This is a genomic window from Kitasatospora sp. NEAU-CNBT7 (genome assembly GCF_057220535.1).
The window spans coordinates 98,758-118,484 of record NZ_JBXQQB010000004.1 but is presented as its reverse complement, the minus strand read 5'-3'; the positions used below and the strand labels follow the sequence as shown (position 1 = coordinate 118,484).

Genomic DNA, 19,727 nt, shown 5'->3' with positions numbered 1-19,727 from the left:
GGCGGGGCGGCCCCCGGGCCGCGACCCCCGCACCCTCGCACCTCTACCGTGGAGTCACCCATGCAGCTCAGGAAGGCCTTCGGCGCCGTCGCCCTCGGGGTCACCGTGCTCACCGCCGTCCCGGCGATCGCCCTGCCGCAGGCGGCCTTCGCCAGCGACTGCTACACGTCCTGCGACCCGTGGGACAACACCGACCCGGACGACACGATCGTGGTCATCGGCCACCCGCAGCCCGAGGGCCCCGGCCCCGGCGTCATCTTCCCCGGGGGCGGCGGCGGCAGCGGGGCGACGGCGGTCGTCTACAGCAAGGGCCAGACCTGGGAGGACCAGGAGTTCTGCCGGCGCAACACCAACACCATCCCCGAGCGGCTGTCCACGTCGGTGCAGTACAACACCTCGTTCAAGGTCACGGCCAGCATCTCCTCGGAGGCGCTCACGGCGCTGAAGGCCTCGCTCGGCGCCGAGGTCAACACCTCGGTGACCCGCACGCACACCCTGGACGCCACGCTCAACCCGGGCCAGAGCCTGGGGGTGTTCGTCGAGATCCAGACCAACGTGTACCAGATCACCACGTACGACTTCCTGGGCCACCAGCACGTCGACTACGTCAACGTGACCGCGCCGACCGGTGTGGTCACCGACCACGCGTGCTGATGACCTCAGCACCGCCCGGGGCGGCACGACGGGTCCGGCCCGTCGTGCCGCCCCCGGGCGCCGAGGCCGTGCCCGCCGCGGCGCGCGAGCAGGCGCTGGCCGCGCTGGCCGGGTTGCGGGCCGCCGCCGGGTATCTCGGTGACCCGGACCTGTTCCACCGCCCGCGGCCGCGGGCGCGGCTGCACCACGCCCTGGTGGCCGGCACCGACCCGGCCCGGCTGGCCGGGCAGCTCGCCTCGGCCGCCGAACAGCGCGTCGCGGCCGGGCGGTTGGCGGTCGGCTCGGTCCGCGCGGAGCTGCTGGAACGCCCCGGGCGCCGGCCGTGCTTCACCCCGGACGCGCTCGCCGAGCTGCACCGCCTGCTGGTGGCGGCCGACCCGGACATCCCGGGCCCGGGCGGGTTCCGGCGCACCACCGCCCGGGTCAGCTGGCCGGACGGGAGCCGGTTCGTGATCGCGGTGGCGCCCGGCCGGGCGCTGCACGGCCAGCTGGAACGCTGGTACCGGTGGGCGGTCGCCGGTGCCTCCCCGGCGCTGGACGCCGCCGCGTTCGGCATGCTGCGGCTCTTCACCGTCCACCCGTTCCCCGACGGCAACGGCCGGATCGCCCGGCTGGTCGCCCAGTGCGACCTGGTGGGCACCGGCCTGCTGCCCGGCCTGCTGCTCGACCTGGACGGCTGGGCGCAGGTCCACCACGCGGCGCAGGACGAGGCGATCGTCGCGGCGGCGGACGGTGACTGGGCCCGCTGGGGCGAGCTGTTCGCCCGCGCCGTGACGCAGACCGCCCGGCACCGGTGCGCGACCATCGCCGCCTTCCGGGAGTTGCTCGGCGCGGCCGAGGAGCGGGTGGCGGGTGATCCGGCGGCGCTCGCCGTGCTCGGGCAGCTGCGCTACGCCCCGGCGCTGTCGGCCGAATGGCTGCGCGGCCGGATCCCGGACGATCCGGCGCCGGCGCTGGCCGCGCTGCGGGCCGCCCGGATCCTCGCCCCGCACCCGCGGCTGCCGGGCGCACTGATCCACCCGGGCCTGCTGGCGGTGCTGGACGCCCCGTACGCCGACCCGGCCGGGGACCGGGCCGGGGATCAGGCCGGGTAGGCGCGGGTCTGGGCGGCCTTGACGGCGGCCCAGACCGCGGAGCCCGGGGCGAGGTCGAGGTCGGCGACCGCGGCCGGGGTGAGGTCGGCGGCCATCGGCAGCGCGCCCGAGAGGTCGACCCGGACCTGGTCGCCGTGCAGGTCGAGGCCGTCCACGGTGGCGGGCCAGACGTTGCGGGCGCTGGAGTCGGGCCGCTCCCGGTGCAGGGTGACCGCGGCGGGCGGGAAGGCGACGAAGGCCTCGCCGGTGAGCTCCTCGGTGGTGACCAGTTCCGGGCCGCCGTCGGGCAGCGTGACGGTGCGGCCCGCGGCGGTGCCGCGGTAGAGGTTGAGGCCGACCAGCCGGGCGATGTAGTCGGTGCGCGGGTGGCGGGCGATCTCGGCGGGGGTGCCGGACTGCACCTGCCGGCCGTCCTCGATCACCACCAGCCGGTCCGCCAGCACCATCGCGTCCAGCGGGTCGTGCGTGACCAGCACCGCCACCGCCTCGAACTCCGCCAGGTGGCGCCGGAGCTGGGAGCGGACGTCCAGCCGGGTGCGGGCGTCCAGCGCGGCCAGCGGCTCGTCCAGCAGCAGCAGCCGGGGGCGGACCGCCAGTGCGCGGGCCACCGCGACCCGCTGGGCCTGGCCGCCGGAGAGCCGGCCGGGCTTGGCGGCACTGTGCTCGGCCAGGCCCATCCGCTCCAGCCACGGCTGCGCCGCGGCCCGGGCGGCGGCCTTGCGCAGGCCCTGGCAGCGCAGCCCGAAGGCGACGTTGTCGAGCGCGCTGAGGTGCGGGAACAGCAGGTAGTCCTGGAACACCACACCGACCGGGCGTTCCTCCGCGGGGGTGTGCAGTCCGGTGGCCGGCTCCTCCAGGGTGACGCCGTCCAGCCGGAGGTGACCGGAACTCAGCGGCAGCAGTCCGGCCAGGGCGCGCAGCGCGGTGGACTTGCCGGCGCCGTTCGGGCCGAGCAGGGCGACCGTCTCGCCGGGGGAGGCGGTCAGCGTGAGGTCGAGCCGGAAGGCGGTGCGGTCGACCCGCAGCCGGGCGTCGAGCGCGGGGCGGGCGTCGGGTGCGGGCGGCGGCGTCATGGTGCGGGCTCCTGGGGGAGGGGGCCGGATCAGGTGGTCGACAGCCAGCGCTCGCGCAGCCCGGCGAGGACGGCGACGGACACCGCGAGCAGGACCAGGCTGAGCGCGATGGCGGCCTCCGGGTCGCGCTCCATGGCGAGGTAGACGGCCAGCGGCATGGTCTGGGTCCGGCCGGGGAAGTTGCCGGCGAAGGTGATGGTGGCACCGAACTCGCCGAGCGCCCGGGACCAGGCCAGCACGGCGCCGGCGCCGATGCCGGGGGCGATCAGCGGCAGGGTGACCCGGCGGAACGCGGTCAGCCGGGAGGCGCCCAGGGTGGCGGCCGCCTCCTCGTACCGGGGATCGGCGGCCCGCAGCGCGCCCTCCACGCTGATCACCAGGAACGGCATCGCCACGAAGGCCTCGGCGACCACCACACCGGCGGTGGTGAACGGCAGCGTGATGCCGAAGGCCGAGTCGAGCCAGCGGCCGACGATGCCGTTGCGGCCGAGCACCAGCAGCAGGGCCACGCCGCCGACCACCGGTGGCAGCACCAGCGGCAGGGTGACCAGGGCGCGGATCACCCGGCGGCCGGGGATCTCGGTACGGGCCAGCAGCCAGGCCAGCGGCACCCCGAGCACCAGCGACACCACGGTCGCCGAGGTGGCGCAGATCAGCGACAGCCGCAGCGCCTCCCACACCTCGGTGCTGGTCAGCTGCTCGGGCAGCGAACTCCACGGCGCCCGGACCAGCAGCCCCACCAGCGGCAGGACCAGGAACACCAGGCCGAGCAGCGCGGGCAGCAGCGGTGGTGGGGGGGTGGGGTGGGAGTTTCGGCGGGGGGTGGCCGCCGGCGCTCCGCCGGTGTCCGGTGCTGCCTTGCGCACGGGTCCGGACAGGGTCACGGGGTCTGGAAGCCGGCCGCGGTCAGGACCTGGGTGGCCTCGGCGGACTGGATGTAGGCGACGAAGGCGGCGGCGGCCGAGGCGTTGGGGGCCTTGGTGAGCGCGGCGATCGGGTAGTCGTTCACGGCCTTGGCGGCCTCGGGGAAGTCCACGCCGTCGATCTTCGCAGCATCGGCCTTCACATCGGTCTTGTACACGAGGGAGGCGTCCACCTCGCCCAGCTCGACCTTGGTGAGGGCGCCCTTGACGTCCTGCTCCAGGGTGACCGGGGTCAGGTTGACGCTGCCCGCGGCGAGCGCGGTGACGGCCGCCGAGCCGCAGGGCACCTCCTTGGCGCACAGCGCGACCTTGACGCCGGTGAGGTCCGCCAGGCCGGTGATGTGCTTGGGGTTGCCCTTGGGCACCGCGATGGCGAGCGTGTTGCGGACGAAGACCTTGGAGCTCTCGGCGCCCTTGGCGTCGGTGACGGTCTTCATGGTGGCCGGGCTCGCGGCGGCGAACACATCGGCCGGGGCGCCGGAGTTGATGCTCTGGGCGAGGGCGGAGCTGCCGCCGAAGTTGAAGGTCACCTTGGCGCCGGGGTTGGCGGCCTCGAACTTCTTGCCGAGCTCGGTGAAGGACTCCTTGAGCGAGGCGGCGGCGAACACCGTCAGCGCGCCGGTCGCCTTGGGGGCGGCGGAGGCGGTGGAGCTGCCGGCGGGCGCCGACGCGGTCGCGGCCGGGGTGGCGGCGTCGCTGCCGCAGGCGGTGAGCCCGCCGGCGAGGGCGAGCACGGAGGCGGCGGCGAGCGCGGCGCGGAGTCTGATGGAGCTCATGGGATTTCCCCTTCTGCCGCGCCGGGGGTACGGCGCGGGGGTACGGCGGCAACGCTGATCATACTGTCGCAAATACCGCCGAAAAATCCCCTGTTTCATCGCACAGGCCAGGACCACCGGCCCCGGATGATCGCATGTGCGATAGCGCAAGCCGAAAATCCCTGGCCACCGCGGTGGCCCGCCCGGGAGAGTGTCCGCACGGCGCGGCCGAGGGCCGCGCCCGGACGGGGAGGAGTACCCGGAATGTCGACACTGCGCGTCACCGCCGAACGGCTGACGATCCATGAGCACCCCAACGCGGACGCCCTCGAACTGGCCCAGGTCGGGCTCTACCGCGCGGTCGTCGCCAAGGGCGCCTTCCGCACCGGGGACCTCGCCGTGTACATCCCGGAGCAGGCGGTGCTGCCGCCCGCGCTGATCGAGGAGCTCGGCCTGACCGGCCGGCTGGCCGGCAGCCGCGCCGACCGGGTCCGGGCCGTGCGGCTGCGCGGCGAGCTCTCCCAGGGCATCGTCTGCCGCCCGCGCGCGGTCGCCGAGGACGACCTGGCGCAGGCCCTCGACTCCGGCGCGGACCTCGCCGAACTGCTCGGCATCGTCAAGTGGGTGCCGCCGGTCCCGTCCTCGATGAGCGGCGACGTGGAACCGGCCCCGGACCTGCTGCCCTGGGTGGACATCGAGAACCTCAAGCGCTTCCCGGACGTCTTCGAGCCCGGCGAGCCCGTGGTGGTCACCGAGAAGCTGCACGGGACCTGCTGCCTGCTCACCTTCCACGCCGGCAGCGGCGAGGTGCAGGTGTCCTCCAAGGGCATCGGCGCCCAGTCCCTGGCGCTCAAGGAGGACGGGCGCAACCTCTACTGGCGGGCGGTGCGCGCGCACGGCGTCCCCGAGGCGGCGGCCCGGCTGGCCGAGCGGCTCGGCGCCGACCGGGTGGGCGTCTTCGGCGAGGTGTTCGGCACCGGGGTGCAGGACCTGGCGTACGGTGCGGCCGGCGGCGGCGAGCTGCCCGGGTACGCGGTGTTCGACGTCTCGGCGGTCGTCGACGGCCGGCTGCGCTGGCTGGACGCCGCCGAACTGCTGGACGGGGAACTGCCGTTGGTGCCCCGGCTGTGGAGCGGCCCGTTCGACGCCGACCGGGTGCTGGCGCTGGCCGACGGCCGGGAGACCGTCTCCGGGCGCGACCTGCACCTGCGCGAGGGCGTGGTGGTCCGTCCCGTCACCGAGCGGCACAGCCCGCTGCTCGGCGGCCGGGCCATCGCCAAGGTGGTCAGCGGTGCGTACCTGACCCGCAAGGGCGGTACCGAGTTCGAGTGACCGGGCCGGCCGGCGGGCGCCGGGCGCGCTCTTCTGCGGTGACGAACCGTCAGTTAGCGTGGTGCGGATACGTACATCCGTTCCAGCTCGGAGGTGTCATGCCGGCCACCCGCGCTCCCGGCCCGCCCGGTCTCCCGCTCCTCGGCTCGATGCTCGACCTCAAACGGGACCCGTTGCGGGCGTACCTCGACGCCCGGCGCGACCACGGCGACGTGGTCCGGTTCTCGGCCGGACCGCCCGGGCTGCGGGCCGAGTTCCACATGGTCTTCTCCCCGGAGGGCGCCCAGCAGGTGCTGGCCACCCAGGCCGCCAACTTCCGCAAGGAGAACGCCTTCTACCAGGAGATCCGGCAGTCCTTCGGCAACGGGCTGCTCACCTCCCAGGACGCCGACTACCTGCGCCAGCGGCGGCTGGTCCAGCCGCTGTTCACCCGGCGCCGGGTGGACGGCTACGCCCGGGCGGTCGCCGCCGAGTCCGCCCTGCTGGCCGAACGCTGGGCGCGGGTGCCCGGCGCGGTGGTGGACGCGGCCGACGAGATGTCCCGGTTCGCGCTGCGCACGGTCGCCCGGATCCTGTTCGGCGCCGACGTCGAGGCCGCCATCGACGTGGTGCGCACGGCCTTCCCGGTCCTCGGCCGCCACGTGCGCGGGCGGGCGCTGTCCCCGCTGCGCACCCCGCGCAGCTGGCCGACCCCGGGCAACCGGGAGGCGGCGGCCGCCGAGGCGGCGCTCCACCGGGTCTGCGACGACATCATCGCCCGCCGCGCCGGGCGCGGTTCGGACGACCTGCTCGGACTGCTGGCCGAGGCGCGCGGCGAGGGCGGCGAGGCGCTGGACGCCACCGAACTGCGCGAGCAGGTGCTGATCTTCCTGCTGGCCGGCCACGAGACCACCGCCACCTCGCTCACCTTCGCGCTGCACCTGCTGGGCCGCCACCCCGAGCAGCAGGAGCGGGCCAGGGCCGAGGCGCGCGCGGTGCTGGCCGGCGGCCGCCCGCCCACCGCCGAGGACCTGGCGTCGCTGCCGTACCTGACCCGGGTGCTCAAGGAGGCGATGCGGCTCTACCCGGCGGCCCCGGTGATCGGCCGGCGCGCGGCGGCGGCCTGCGTGGTGGACGGTGTCGCGATCCCGGCCGGTGCGGACGTCCTGGTCGCCCCGTACGTGACGCAGCGCCACCCCGACCACTGGGAGGACCCGGAGCGCTTCGACCCGGAGCGTTTCACCCCCGAACGGGAGGCGCGCCGGCACCGCTACGCGTGGTTCCCGTTCGGCGGCGGTCCGCGGGCCTGTATCGGCCAGCACTTCTCGATGCTCGAGTCGGTGCTCGGACTGGCGGTGCTGCTGCGGGAGTTCGAGGTCTCGGCGGTCGACACCGAGATACGGCTCGCGCACGGGATCACGCTGGAGATCGGCGGCCCGGTGCGGATAGGCCTGACCAGGCGGGGGTGACGCGGGCGGGGCGTACGGGCGTGTTGTCCGTGCGCCCTCGGCCGTTCCGCGCGGCCGTCGCACGCGGGGGCGCACAACGGCGGGGCCCGCGCGCCGCCCACAGGGGGGCACCATTCGAGCACAGCCGACCCTTGGCACGGGCGGCTTTTCGCATGTTCGGGTGAGCATCTTTCAACGCTCGGTAGCGTCCAGCGCATCCGAGAACGAAAGCGCACATGCGCCGGGCATATGACCCGACGTGCGGAGGCCCCGATGGGAACGATCGACCACCTGAGCGTCGGCTGGCTCACCCCGACCCTCTCCTACCTGATGGCCTGCACCGGTGCCGCGCTCGGCCTGCGCTGCACCCTGCGGGCGCTCGCCGCCACCGGCCCCTCGCGGCGGAACTGGCTGCTCACCGCGGCCGCGGCGATCGGCACCGGGATCTGGACGATGCACTTCGTCGCCATGTTCGGATTCACCGTGGACGGCACCGAACTGCGCTACAACGTGCCGCTCACCCTGCTCAGCCTGCTGGTCGCCGTCCTGGTGGTCGGCCTCGGCGTCCTCGCGGTCGGCCACGGCCGCCACCGCGGCCGCGCCCTGCTGGCCGGCGGCACCGTCACCGGCGTCGGCGTGAGCGCCATGCACTACCTCGGCATGGCCGCCGTCCGCCTGCACGGCACCCTCTCCTACGCACCCGGGACCGTCGCGCTGTCCGTCGTGATCGCGATCGGCGCCGCCACCGCCGCACTCTGGGCCACCCTCACCATCCGCACCCTGCCCGCGGCCGGCGGCGCCGCCCTGGTGATGGGACTCGCGGTCAGCAGCATGCACTACACCGGCATGGCCGCGGTCCACGCCCACCTGGACCCCGCCCGCACCGCCCTGGACGGCGCCACCCCGATGCAGTTCATCTTCCCGCTCGCGGTCGGCCTCGGCTCCTTCCTCTTCCTCACCTCCGCGTTCGTCGCCCTCTCCCCGAGCGCCCAGGAACGCGCCGCCTACCGGGAGGCCGGCGAACTCGCCGTCGAGGACCTGCGCGCCACCGGACTCGACCGCGCCGCCTGAGCCCGCCCACCCACCGCCACCCCGAAAGGCAGCCACCCATGCGCGTACGCCGCGGCACCTCCCGCAGCGCGCCGACGGCCTCCCCGAGCGCGGCGCGCGGCCCCGTCCGGCCCGGCACCGGGGGCCAGCGCCGGGGCGCCCACGCCGGCCCGCCGGCCCGCGAGGAGCGGACCGGCCGCCCGGCCCCGGCCCGGGCCGTCCCCCGGCCCTCGCCGGGCCCGGCGCTGCGGCCCCGCACCGTCCGCGCGAAGATCCTCGCGCTGCTGATGGTCCCGGTGGTGTCGGTGATCGCGCTGTGGTCCTTCGCCACCGTGACCACCGCCCAGGACGTGGCCGCACTGCGCCGCGTCCGGTCCGTGGACCACGCGCTGCGCGTCCCGGTCGAGGCCACCGTGGCCGCGCTGCAGGCCGAACGGGCCGCCGCCGGGGAACTGCTGGCCGCCCCCGGCCCGGTCCGGGAGAGCACGCTGCGCGACACCGCCGCCGCCACCGACCGGGCCGCCGCCCCGCTCGCCCTCGCCCCCGGCTACAACCGGGCCGACGCCGAGGGCCTCGGCGCCGCCACCGCCGACCGGGTGGACGCGCTCACCGCCGCGGTCGCCGGCCTCGCCGGTCTGCGGACCAGGCTGCTGGCCAGGACCGTCACCTGGGCCGACGCCTACGGCGCCTACGGCACCGCGGTGGACCGCGCGCTGGAGGTCACCGGCGCGGTCGCCGCCGAGGCGGACCGGCCCGGCGGCTCGGACGCCCGGGTGCTGCTGGAACTCGCCCGCTCCCGCGAACTGCTCGCCCGCGAGGACGCGCTGCTGCGGCCCGGCCAGGCCCTCGGCCGCCTCCCCGACGACCAGCTCCGCGAGTTCGGCGCGGCCGCCTACGCCCGCCGGCTGTTCGAGCAGACGGCCGCCGGCGACCTGCGGCCCGCCGACCGGGCCGCCCTGGTGGCGCTCGTCCAAGACGGCGACCACCAGGACCTGGTCCGCTTCGAGGACGCCGTCCGCACCTCCGCCGACGGCCGGGCGGCGGCCGCCGCGGTCGCCCCCGACCGGTGGGTGGTCGCCGCCGACAGCACCGCCCGCCGGCTGGCGGACGTCCAGTCCGCGGCCACCGCCGCCGCCCTGGAACGCGCCGACCCGTACACCGTCGGCCTGCTCACCCCGGCCGGTGCCGCCGTGCTGCTGGGCCTGTGCGCGGTGGTCGCCTCGCTGCTGATCTCGGTGCAGATCGGCCGCGGACTGGTCGCCGAGCTGATCGGCCTGCGGAACTCCGCCCTGGAACTGGCCGGCCGCCAACTCCCGGCCACCATGCGGCGGCTGCGCGCCGGCGAGGAGATCGACGTGGAGACCGAGGCCCCGCTGAGCCCGCACGGGGACGACGAGATCGGCCAGGTGCACGGCGCGCTCGGCACCGTCCGGCGGGCCGCCGTCACCGCCGCCGTGGAGCGGGCCGAGGTGCTCTCCGGGGTCTCCGGGGTCTTCGTCAACCTCGCCCGGCGCAGCCAGGTCCTGGTCCACCGGCAGCTCACCCTGCTGGACGCGATGGAGCGCCGGACCGAGGACCCGGCCGAACTGGACGACCTGTTCCGGCTCGACCACCTGACCACCCGGATGCGCCGCCACGCGGAAGGCCTGATCATCCTCTCCGGCGCCGCCCCCGGCCGCGCCTGGCGACGGCCGGTCCCACTGGTGGACGTGGTCCGGGCCGCCGTCGCCGAGGTCGAGGAGTACGCCCGGGTCGAGGTCCACCGGCTGCCGCCGGTGGCGCTGGCCGGCACCGCCGTCGCCGACCTCACCCACCTGGTCGCCGAACTGGTCGAGAACGCCACCGGGTTCTCGCCGCCGCACACCAAGGTGCACATCCACGGCGAACCGGTCGGCACCGGCTACGCCCTGGAGATCGAGGACCGGGGCCTGGGGATGGGCCCGGAGGCGCTCGCCGACGCCAACCGCCGGATCGCCGCCACCGAGCAGACCGACCTGTTCGACAGCGACCGGCTCGGCCTCTTCGTGGTCAGCCGGCTCGCCAAGCGCCACGAGGTCAGGGTCGCCCTGCGGCCGTCCGCGTACGGCGGCACCACCGCCGTGGTGCTGCTGCCCACCGCCCTGCTCCGGACGCCGGAACCGGCGGTGCGCCCCGCCGCCCCGGCCGCCACCGCGTCGTCCGGCGGGCCGTCCACCGCAACGTCCGGCGGGCCCGGCCCGGTGGCCGCCGTACCGGCCCGGACCCCGCTCCCGGCCGGGCGGCCGGGGACGGCTCCGGTCCGGCCGCCCGCCACCGCGCTGCCGTTCGGCGCGCGGGGCTCCGAACCCGGGGTGCTGCGGCCCACCCCGTTCCGGGCCGCCGCCGGGCGGACCGCCCGCCCGGCGGTGGCCCCCGCACCGCCCGCGGCCCCGGCGGCCCCGGCGGACCCGGCCGCCGAACCGCCCGGAGCGCCCGCGGACGCAGGGGACGCCGGGGACGCCGAACTGCCCAAGCGGGTCCGCCAGGCCAGCCTCGCGCCGCAGCTCCGCGGCACCCCGTCCGGCCCGCGCCCCCGCAGCGGCGGGCCCGCACCGTTCGACCGCGATCCGGAACAGGCCCGGGCCGCGATGTCCGCCTACCGGCAGGGCTGGGTCCGCGGCCTCGCCCCGCACCGGGTCGCCGCCGACCCGGGCACCCCCACCGGCCCCACCGCCTCGGTCCGCCCGATCGGACCGGAAGGAGAGCACCGATGATCGGCACCACCCGCCCCGTGGGCGAACTCAACTGGCTGCTGGACGAGTTGGTCGCCCGGGTGGCCGAGGCCCGGTTCGCGGTGATGCTGTCCTCCGACGGCCTGGCGATGGGCACCTCGGCCGGGATCGGCCGCGAGGACGGCGAGCACCTGGCCGCCGTCGCCTCCGGCTTCCACAGCCTCGCCAAGGGCGCCGGGCGGCACTTCGAGGCGGGCGAAGTCCGCCAGACCATGGTCGAGTTGGAGCACGGGTTCCTGTTCGTCGCGGCCGCCGGCGAGGGCAGCTGCCTGGCCGTCTTCGCCGGCGCGGGGGCCGATCTCGGCCTGATCGCCTACGAGATGGCCCGGCTGGTCCGCCGCGTCGGCGAGCACCTCCGCACGCCGCCGCGCAGTGCGGCCGGGGACTGAGCGGGGTGCCGTACCCGCCGCGCCGCCCACCCGTACCGCCACCCCTGCCGCCCCCGCGGCCACCCGGCTCCCCGCCCGGGCCCCCGCCCGGCTCCCCACCCGGGCCCCCGCCCGGACCACCTGATGTGCCGTCGCCCGACCGCTGGTACGACGAGGAGGCCGGCCCGATGGTCCGACCGTACGCCGTGACCCGGGGCCGGACCGGAGCCGGCGGACCGGAGTTCGACCTGATCGCGCTGGTCACCGGGCAGGTGCCGGCGGGCGTCGACCCGCCGGTCGGCCCCGAGCAGGCCGTCATCCTCGAGCTCTGCGGGGGCGAACCGCTCTCCGTCGCGGAGATCGCCGCCGAACTCGACCTCCCCCTCGGCGTGGTCCGGGTGCTGCTCGGCGACCTGCTGGACGCCGGCCACATCCGGGTCGGCCGCCCCGTACCGCCGGCCCTGCTGCCCGACGCACACATCCTCCAGGAGATCGTCCATGGACTCCGCGCACTGTGACCCGACACCGCCCGGTACCCCCGCACCGGTCGCGCACCCGCGCCCGGCCGACACCCCGGTACTGGCCCTGAAGATCCTGGTCGCTGGTGGGTTCGGGGTGGGCAAGACCACCCTCGTCGGCTCCGTCAGCGAGATCCGCCCGCTGCGCACCGAGGAGCAACTCACCGCCGCCGGGCGGGGCGTGGACGACCTCGGCGGGGTGGAACGGAAGACCACCACCACGGTCGCGATGGACTTCGGCCGGATCACCATCCGCGAGGGCCTGTCGGTCTACCTGTTCGGCACCCCCGGACAGGACAGGTTCTGGTTCCTCTGGGACGAACTGGCCCAGGGGGCACTCGGAGCCGTGGTGCTCGCCGACACCCGGCGGCTGACCGACTGCTTCCCCGCCGTCGACTTCTTCGAGCACCGCGGCATCCCGTTCGTGGTCGCGGTCAACCAGTTCGCGGGCAGCCGGGTGCACCGGGCCGAGGACGTCTCCGCGGCCCTCGACCTGGACCCGGCCACGCCGGTGGTGCTCTGCGACGCCCGGCGCCGCGACTCCGGCAAGAGCGTACTGATCAGCCTGGTCGAGCACGCCGGACGGGTGCACGCCGCCCGGCTGCTGGCGGAGGTCGCGGGTTAGGAATTCGGCCGCCACCAGCCTCGGTTGAAGGTCGGTCAGGCGGCGTGACCCGGGTCAAACCTGTACGGACAACCCTGTTTGTTTCGACGCCGTCCGCCCGGTGTTCGCGCGGTGTCGGCCTGATCGTGTGCCGGTGCCGTTTGGCTGTCGGCCGGGCGAGCGCGCTCCCGCGCCGCCCGCAGACCGACGAGGGCAGGCAGCATGAGCAGGCGGACCGTGGCGCCCGGGGACCGACCCGGCGAGGCTGCCCGGCGGACGGACGCGGGCCCCCGCGGCCGCGCGCGGCGCCGGGCCGCCGCCCTGGCGGCCACCGCGGCCCTGCTCCCGGCGCTGCTGGCGACAGCCGCCTGCGGCGGCCCGGCCGGTGCCTCCGACAGCGACGGCCCGCTCACCGTGATGACCTGGGCCCCGTCCGGGACCGGCTCCGCCGACCGCCCCGGGGTGACCGCCCTCGCCGAGGAGATCGCCCGCGAGGTCAACGCCAAGGGCGGCCCGGCCGGACACAAGCTCAAGGTGCTCACCTGCAACGAGCACAACACCGCCGCCGGCGTCACCGACTGCGCCCACCAGGCCATCGCGGCCCACGCGGTCGCGGTGATCGGCTCGTACAGCCAGTACGGCGACACCTTCATGCCGCTGCTGGAGGAGGCCGGCATCCCCTACCTCGGCGGCTACGGGCTCTCCGGCTCGGAGTTCAGCAGCCCGCTGTCCTACCCGGTGGCCGGCGGGACACCGACCCTGATCGCGGGCAGCGGCCGGCAGCTCGCCGCGGCCGGCTGCAAGGCGGTCGCCCTGGTCCGCCCGGACAACGGCATCGGCGACACCCTCACCCGCTACCTCTCCGGCGCGATCTCGCCCGCCGGGATCAAGCTCGCCGACGTCAAGGTGCCGGAGAACGCGGCCAACGCGGCCGCCGTCCTGCCGGTCGCCCAGAAGGCGATCGGCGACGACCGGTCCGGCAACTGCGTCACCGTCGCGCTCGGACCCGAGCAGACCCTGCTCCTGCTCGACGCCTACCGTCAGCTGGCCCCCAAGCGCACCCAGCTGGCCTCCGTGATCGGCAGCATCCAGCAGGCCGTCATCGACACCACCGGGGGCGCGAAGAGCCCGCTCAACGGGTCCTTCGCGACCGGCTGGTACCCGCCCGAGTCGTCAAAGGTCTGGGACGACCTGCGCAGCACCGCGGGCAACGCGGCCGGCGCCGGCGGCCGGCCGATCGACACCTCGGACCTCGCCGTCCAGACCACCTGGGTCGCCTACCAGACCTTCCTGCAGGCCGTCGACCGGATCTCCTCGGCCGGCCAGCCGCTCACCGCCAAGGGCATGCGGGCCCAGCTGGACAGCGGCGACTCGATCGACACCGGCGGTGTCACCCCGCCGCTGAACTGGGGCCAGGGCGACATGCTGCCGAGCGCGGAGTCCCCGCGGCTGACCAACACCTGGGTGACCTTCCAGCAGGTCAAGGGCGGCCGCCTGACCGAGCAGCAGAGCGGCTTCGTCGACGTCCGCTGGGTCCTGACCGGCGGCAAGCCGCCGCAGTGACCCGGGGCCCGGGCGGCGCCCGGCCGCCGGCCGGAAGGCGCCCGCGGCACCGGTGCGTGGGCGACGCACCGAACCGGCCCGCTGTCGGCCGATGCGAGGACCGGCGTCGTACGCTCCAAACGTGATCACCTATCAGCACCGCAGGCTGGCCGCGCTCGCCGACGAGAGCCGTTGGCCGGAGCTGCTCGACGCCTACCGGCGGACCCGGGCGGCGGCCGTGGCGCGGCACGGGCAGGCGGTGGGGGCGGCCGAGGCGGCGCCCTTCGGTCACCTGATCGCGTACGGCGCGCCGCCCGAGCTGGCCGCCCGGCTGTTCGACCCGGACGGCGGACCGGACACCGCCGCCGGCCCGGCCGACCACGACGCCGGGCCGCTGTGGGAGGTCCTGGCGACCCGTCACCCCTGGCGGCGGCTGGCCCCGCTGCTCGACGCCGCGCCCGTCCGGCGGCTCGTTACCCACACCCGGGTGCTGCTCGGCGAGGACCTCACGGCCGACGCCGAACCCGACCCGGAAGGCGTCCCGCTGACCCTCGCCGGCTGGGAGGCGGCCGGCCGTCAGGAGGGCGGCCTGGTCCCCGAGTACCTCAGGGACGGCGGCGCCCTGCGGGTGCCCGCGGCACTGCCCGCCACCCGCGAGGGCCTCGGCCAGGTCGACCTGCCCGCCCCCGGCGAACCGGTCCGCGGCCTGGCCGCCACCCGGCTGCTGGCCGTCCTGGCCCCGTGGGCCACCGTCTCCTGCGTCCGCGGCACCGGCCGCGACGCCGCCGCCCGCACCGCACCCCCGGGCCGCGTCAACGGCGGCCACCTGCCGTTCGCCGCCGCCTACCCCGCCCTGGTCCGGGTCGGCTCGGAACACCCCGCCCAAGGCGCGGCGGACGGCCGCCTCGCCCTGTGGCGCGTCCTCGCCGCGATGACCGGCAGCCCCCGCCCGTCCCGCCCCGAGATCGACTCCCTGGTCGCCCGCCTCCGCTGCTTCACCTGGGCCGAACCCACCGACGAGGTCCGCTACCTCCACCTCACCCTCGAGGACCCCGCCACCGGCCTCGCCTGGGCCATCAGCGGCAACGCCGACATCTGACCCCCACCCCCCGGGGCGCTGGGCGGGCTTGCTTGAGGGGGCGTTCTTCAGGGGCGCGGGGAACTGCGCGCGTCGGAAGGGTGCCCACCCGCACTCCGGGTACGGCTCCCGCCTTCCGGCCCGGGCCGGGTCTGTTCAGGGGCGCGGGGAACTGCGCGGGCCGGTAGGCCCGTACCCGGCGCCGCCCCCGACGACCTGCCCCGCTGCTACACCGCGGCGCCCCCGCTCCGGTCCCGCTCCTTCGCGCGGGCGCCGCCCCCACCCCTCACCCCCACCGCCAGGTACCGCTCGTCCGTGTCGGTGTACGCGGTCAGCTCCCAGCCGCAGGCGTCCAGCAGCGGGCGGAGGTTGGGTTCGGCCCGCAGGTCGTCCGGGGTGATCCGGCGGCCGTGCCGGGCGGCGAGGGCGGTGCGGCCGATCGGGTGGTAGAGGGCGAGGCGGCCGCCGGGGCGGGTGATCCGGGCCAGTTCGCGCAGGCCGGTGCCGGGGCCGGGCAGGTGGGAGATCAGGCCCGCGCCGAAGACCAGGTCGACGACCGCGTCGCGCAGCGGGAGCCGGGCGCAGTCGGCCACCAGCAGGTCGGCGCTGCCGCGGTGGGCACGGGCCAGGTCGATCATCTCGGGTGTGAGGTCCACGCCCAGGACGGTGCCGTGCGGCCCGGCGGCGGCCCGCAGCAGGGGCAGCGCCCGCCCGGTGCCGCAGCCCGCGTCCACCACGAAGTCGCCTGCGCTGATGCCGAGTTCGGCGATGGCCCGGGCGTAGCGCGGCCCGTCGTCGGGGAACTTCGCGTCCCAGCCGGCGGCGCGTGCCGCGAAGAACTCCCGGGTCCGGGCCAGTTCGCCCGTTCCGTCCCCGGGCCGGGCGGCGGTTGCGTCGGACACGGCGTACTCCCTCGATCGGTGCTCCCCGCAGCGTAGTCGCCGCACCACCGCCCGCGCCCGCGCCCGCGCCCGCCCCGCGCCAGCCCCCGCCCCCGAATCCGCCCCCCGCGCCCGAGTCCGCCCCCGATCGCCCGCCCGCCCCCCGTGTCCCCGGACGCTCCCGCTCGTTGTCCCGGTCGACGGTGCCCGCGCGCAAGGCCGCTCCGCTCCGCGCGCTGCCCCGGCGGCCGGGGATCACCCGGTCGGGTGGAGTTCGGTGGCGGTGCGGGATCGCCGCAGCGCGGTCGGTAAAGTTAGGCTTACCTAACCAAAGGGAGCCAGCCTGTGACCCTCGCCGTCGACACGGCCGCCACCGTCGACACCACCGCCCCCGCCGGCGACGCGATCCTGCGCCGCCAGCGCATCCGCGAGTCGGCCGCCCGGACGTACGCCCGGTCCTTCCCGATCGTCCCGGTGCGCGCCAACGGCATGACCGTGGAGGGCGCGGACGGCCGCCGCTACCTGGACTGCCTGTCCGGCGCGGGCACCCTGGCGCTCGGTCACAACCACCCGGTGGTGCTGGAGGCGATCCGCCGGACCCTGGACAGCGGCGCCCCGCTGCACCTGCTGGACCTCGCCACCGCCGAGAAGGACGACTTCACCTCCGCCCTGTTCGCCAGTCTCCCGCCGGAGTTCGCGGCCGGCGCCCGGGTGCACTTCTGCGGCCCGGCCGGCACCGACGCGGTCGAGGCGGCGCTCAAGCTGATGCAGACGGCCACCGGCCGCCGCGGCGCGCTCGCCTTCACCGGCGCGTACCACGGGATGACGGCCGGCGCGCTCGCGGTCACCGGCAGCGTCGCGGTCAAGTCCCCGCTGCCGAGCGGCGGCGAGGTCACCCGGCTGCCCTACCCGTACCCGTACCGCTGCCCGTTCGGGGTCGGCGAGCGGGGCGCGGAGCTGTCCGCCGCGTACACCGAACGTCTGCTGGACGACCCGTCGGGCGGGGTGCTGCCGCCCGCCGCGATGATCCTGGAGGCCGTCCAGGGTGAGGGCGGCGTGGTGCCCGCGCCGGACGCGTGGCTGCGGGAGATGCGCCGGATCACCGCCGAGCGCGGCATCCCGCTGATCGTGGACGAGGTGCAGACCGGGGTCGGCCGGACCGGTGCGATGTGGGCGGTCGAGCACAGCGGGGTGCTGCCGGACGCGATGGTGCTGTCCAAGGCGATCGGTGGCAGCCTGCCGCTGGCGGTGGTGGTCTACCGCGAGCAGTACGACGGTTGGCAGCCCGGCGCGCACACCGGCACGTTCCGCGGCAACACGCTGGCGATGGCGGCGGGCGCGGCCACCCTGCGGTACGTCGCCGCGCAGGGGCTGGTGGCGCGTGCCGAGCTGGTCGGGGCGCGGATGACCGCCCGGCTGGACGGGCTGAAGAGCAGGGTCCCGGCGGTCGGCGACGTCCGCGGGCGGGGGCTGATGATCGGGGTCGAGCTGGTCGATCCGTCGGCCGGGCCGGACAGTTGCGGCGCGCTGCCGCCGGACCCGGCGCTGGCCGTCCGGGTCCGGCAGGCCTGCCTGGAGCGCGGCCTGATCGTCGAACTCGGCGGCCGCCACGACGCGGTGCTGCGGCTGCTGCCGCCGCTCACCATCAGCGACGAGCAGACCGAGGCGGTGCTGGACCGGCTCTGCGACGCGATCGAGTCCGCGGCCCGCTCCTCGACGCCTGACGTCCCCCGGTGAGCGACCAGCCTCCGCCTCCCGCCCCCGCGGCTCCCGCCGCCCTGTCCGGCGGGGTCCACGGTCCGGACGCGCTCCGCCCGCTGCTGGACCTCGTGCTGACGGCTCTGGCGGTGGGCGCCGAACAGCGCGGCGGGCCGATCCCGGCCGGTCAACCGGCCCGGCTGGCCGAGCAGTTCGCGGGCGTGCTGCGGTACGGCCGGGACGAGCCGGACCCGGACGCGCTGCTGCGGCTGACCACCCACCTCGCCCAGGGCGCCGCCGACCCGGCGGATCCGGCGTGCGCGGCGCACCTGCACTGTCCGCCGCTGGCCGTCGCCGTCGCGGCCGACCTGGCGGTCGGCGCGCTCAACCCGTCCCAGGACTCCTGGGACCAGGCCCCGGCCGCCACCGCCTTCGAGACCGAGCTGCTGGCCGAACTCGCCGCACTGGTGGGCCATCCGCCCGGATCGGCCGCGGGTGTGGTGACCTCCGGCGGCACCGAGTCCAACCTGCTCGGCCTGATGCTGGCCCGCGACCGCACCCTCGGCGCGCCCGGAGCCGAGGTGGAGCTGCACGGTCTGCCCGCCGGGGTCCGGCCGGTGATCGTGGCGTCCCGGGCGGCGCACTTCTCGGTGCAGCGCGCCGCCGCCCTGCTCGGCCTCGGCGAACGGGCGGTACTCGGCGTCGCGGTCGACCGCGGGCTGCGGATGGACCCGGCCGCGCTCGCCGACACGCTCGCCGCGGCGGTCCGCGACGGCTGCACCCCGATCGCCGTGGTCGCCACCGCCGGTACCACCGACACCGGTGCGGTCGACCCGCTGCACCGGGCGGCCGACCTGGCCGCCCGGTACGGCGCCTGGCTGCACGTCGACGCCGCGTACGGCGGCGGGGCGCTGTTCTCGCGCCGGCTCGCCCCGCTGCTGGACGGCATCGACCGGGCCGACTCGCTCTCGCTGGACTTCCACAAGCTCGGCTGGCAGCCGGCCGCCGCCGGGGTGTTCCTGGTGCGGGAGGCCGCGAGCTACGCCTCGCTGGCCCGCCGGGCGGTGTACCTCAACCCGGCCGACGACGAGCGGGCCGGGTACCCGAGCCTGCTCGGCCGTTCGCTGCGCACCACCCGCCGCCCGGACGGCTTCAAGCTGGCCGTCACCCTGCGGACCCTCGGCCGGGACGGGCTCGGCCGCCTGGTGGACGCCTGCCACGACCTGGCCCGGGCGACGGCCCGCGCGGTCGAGGCCGACCCGGCGCTCGAGCTGTCCTGCGAACCGGTGCTGACCACGGTGGTGTTCCGCTACCGCCCGTCTGGTGATGACCCGGCGGTGGCCGACCGGGTCAACGCGGAGCTGCGCCGGGTGCTGCTGCGGTCGGGCCGGGCCGTGGTCGGCCGGACCGAGCTGCCGGGCGACGGCCCCGGCCGGGTGCGGCTGAAACTGACCCTGCTCAACCCGCACACCACCGTCGAGGACACCGCGGCGCTGCTGGCCGGGATCGTCCGTGCCGGCCGCGCGGTGGAACGGTCCGGCGGCACCCCGGAATTCGGCTGAGGGCACAGTCGGAACTCCTTTCACGGCTGGGGAATTGGGGGAATGTCCACTGGCGGTACCGGCTCCGACCTGCGGTGACCGTCGGGTGGCGTGGCGGCTGACAAGTCTCCGTGAACAGACTTTCCCGGCCATTGTCCAGTCGATTTCGGCCGTACCGAATCGCTTTTCCGCCATCCCCTGATCTTGGCTTGCCGGGAAGCGGAACGGCGGCGGTAACTTCGGGTAGCCGCCGCCACACCGGGAGCACACGGCTTCCAGGGACTAGCGGCGCAAGGGGGATCCACCATGTGCCGCCGCGTCCGTGCGGTCACTTCGGCCTGTCGCCCCGGCACGTCCCCACGGTCCTCGGGCCGGCCTGGCAGGGCCGTCTCCGGCTGATCTGCCGGGCCCTGCCTCTGGTCCGTTCCTCCCGCCGGTC

Annotated in this window: 17 protein-coding genes; 13 read left to right on the top strand and 4 right to left on the bottom strand. The window is 76.2% G+C overall.

Annotated elements, in window-relative coordinates; all coding sequences use genetic code 11:
• The first annotated feature begins 60 nt into the window (after window positions 1-60).
• A complete protein-coding gene (locus AC2TEW_RS07255) occupies window positions 61-654 on the top strand; it encodes a DUF6426 family protein (RefSeq protein WP_484622504.1) in 594 nt (197 codons plus the stop codon).
• Window positions 654-1,748 (top strand): Fic family protein, encoded by a 1,095-nt coding sequence (locus AC2TEW_RS07250; protein ID WP_484622503.1) that lies wholly within the window; start codon window positions 654-656, stop codon window positions 1,746-1,748. Before AC2TEW_RS07255 ends, AC2TEW_RS07250 begins: the two co-directional genes overlap by 1 nt.
• Here AC2TEW_RS07250 and AC2TEW_RS07245 read toward each other — a convergent pair.
• From AC2TEW_RS07245 to modA, 3 genes are read right to left on the bottom strand one after another with little or no spacing between them, the layout of a single operon-like run.
• Window positions 1,736-2,821 (bottom strand): ABC transporter ATP-binding protein, encoded by a 1,086-nt coding sequence (locus tag AC2TEW_RS07245; RefSeq protein WP_484622502.1) that lies wholly within the window; start codon window positions 2,819-2,821, stop codon window positions 1,736-1,738. The genes AC2TEW_RS07250 and AC2TEW_RS07245 overlap by 13 nt on opposite strands.
• A 29-nt stretch (window positions 2,822-2,850) precedes the next feature.
• Window positions 2,851-3,687, bottom strand: a complete 837-nt coding sequence (locus AC2TEW_RS07240; protein WP_484622501.1) for an ABC transporter permease — start codon at window positions 3,685-3,687, stop codon at window positions 2,851-2,853.
• Between the two features lie 14 nt (window positions 3,688-3,701).
• A complete protein-coding gene (gene modA / locus AC2TEW_RS07235; protein ID WP_484622500.1) occupies window positions 3,702-4,520 on the bottom strand; it encodes a molybdate ABC transporter substrate-binding protein in 819 nt (272 codons plus the stop codon).
• A 243-nt stretch (window positions 4,521-4,763) separates the two neighbouring features.
• Here modA and AC2TEW_RS07230 point away from each other — a divergent pair, with 243 nt between their 5' ends.
• The 9 genes from AC2TEW_RS07230 (at window position 4,764) to AC2TEW_RS07190 (ending at window position 15,189) form a co-directional block, all read left to right on the top strand.
• Window positions 4,764-5,831: an RNA ligase (ATP) gene (locus tag AC2TEW_RS07230; protein WP_484622499.1), complete on the top strand. Its 1,068-nt coding sequence runs from the start codon at window positions 4,764-4,766 to the stop codon at window positions 5,829-5,831.
• Window positions 5,832-5,929: 98 nt separating this feature from the next.
• A complete protein-coding gene (locus tag AC2TEW_RS07225; protein ID WP_484622498.1) occupies window positions 5,930-7,279 on the top strand; it encodes a cytochrome P450 in 1,350 nt (449 codons plus the stop codon).
• A 252-nt stretch (window positions 7,280-7,531) separates the two neighbouring features.
• The gene (locus tag AC2TEW_RS07220) at window positions 7,532-8,329 is read left to right on the top strand and encodes an MHYT domain-containing protein (protein ID WP_484622497.1); all 798 of its coding nucleotides are present in this window, start codon (window positions 7,532-7,534) and stop codon (window positions 8,327-8,329) included.
• A gap of 38 nt (window positions 8,330-8,367) precedes the next feature.
• On the top strand, window positions 8,368-11,040 hold the full coding sequence (locus tag AC2TEW_RS07215; protein WP_484622496.1) for a sensor histidine kinase: 2,673 nt from the start codon (window positions 8,368-8,370) through the stop codon (window positions 11,038-11,040).
• Window positions 11,037-11,447 (top strand): roadblock/LC7 domain-containing protein, encoded by a 411-nt coding sequence (locus tag AC2TEW_RS07210; RefSeq protein ID WP_484622495.1) that lies wholly within the window; start codon window positions 11,037-11,039, stop codon window positions 11,445-11,447. The genes AC2TEW_RS07215 and AC2TEW_RS07210 overlap by 4 nt, the downstream gene beginning before the upstream one ends.
• A gap of 167 nt (window positions 11,448-11,614) precedes the next feature.
• Entirely contained in the window at window positions 11,615-11,944 is a 330-nt protein-coding gene (locus tag AC2TEW_RS07205) for a DUF742 domain-containing protein (RefSeq protein ID WP_484622494.1), read from the top strand.
• Complete coding sequence (locus AC2TEW_RS07200) at window positions 11,925-12,569, top strand: GTP-binding protein (protein WP_484622493.1); 645 nt, start codon at window positions 11,925-11,927, stop codon at window positions 12,567-12,569. Before AC2TEW_RS07205 ends, AC2TEW_RS07200 begins: the two co-directional genes overlap by 20 nt.
• A 201-nt stretch (window positions 12,570-12,770) precedes the next feature.
• The gene (locus AC2TEW_RS07195; protein WP_484622492.1) at window positions 12,771-14,111 is read left to right on the top strand and encodes an ABC transporter substrate-binding protein; all 1,341 of its coding nucleotides are present in this window, start codon (window positions 12,771-12,773) and stop codon (window positions 14,109-14,111) included.
• 121 nt (window positions 14,112-14,232) lie between these two features.
• Window positions 14,233-15,189 (top strand): hypothetical protein, encoded by a 957-nt coding sequence (locus tag AC2TEW_RS07190; protein WP_484622491.1) that lies wholly within the window; start codon window positions 14,233-14,235, stop codon window positions 15,187-15,189.
• 206 nt (window positions 15,190-15,395) lie between these two features.
• Here AC2TEW_RS07190 and AC2TEW_RS07185 read toward each other — a convergent pair whose 3' ends face one another.
• Window positions 15,396-16,070: a class I SAM-dependent methyltransferase gene (locus AC2TEW_RS07185; protein ID WP_484622490.1), complete on the bottom strand. Its 675-nt coding sequence runs from the start codon at window positions 16,068-16,070 to the stop codon at window positions 15,396-15,398.
• A gap of 324 nt (window positions 16,071-16,394) precedes the next feature.
• On the opposite strand from AC2TEW_RS07185, the gene AC2TEW_RS07180 reads away from it, so the two are divergent.
• Both AC2TEW_RS07180 and AC2TEW_RS07175 read left to right on the top strand, forming a co-directional pair.
• Window positions 16,395-17,786, top strand: coding sequence for a diaminobutyrate--2-oxoglutarate transaminase family protein (locus AC2TEW_RS07180; RefSeq protein WP_484622489.1), 1,392 nt, complete (start codon window positions 16,395-16,397; stop codon window positions 17,784-17,786).
• A complete protein-coding gene (locus AC2TEW_RS07175; protein ID WP_484622488.1) occupies window positions 17,783-19,309 on the top strand; it encodes a pyridoxal phosphate-dependent decarboxylase family protein in 1,527 nt (508 codons plus the stop codon). The genes AC2TEW_RS07180 and AC2TEW_RS07175 overlap by 4 nt, the downstream gene beginning before the upstream one ends.
• Window positions 19,310-19,727: the final 418 nt, after the last annotated feature.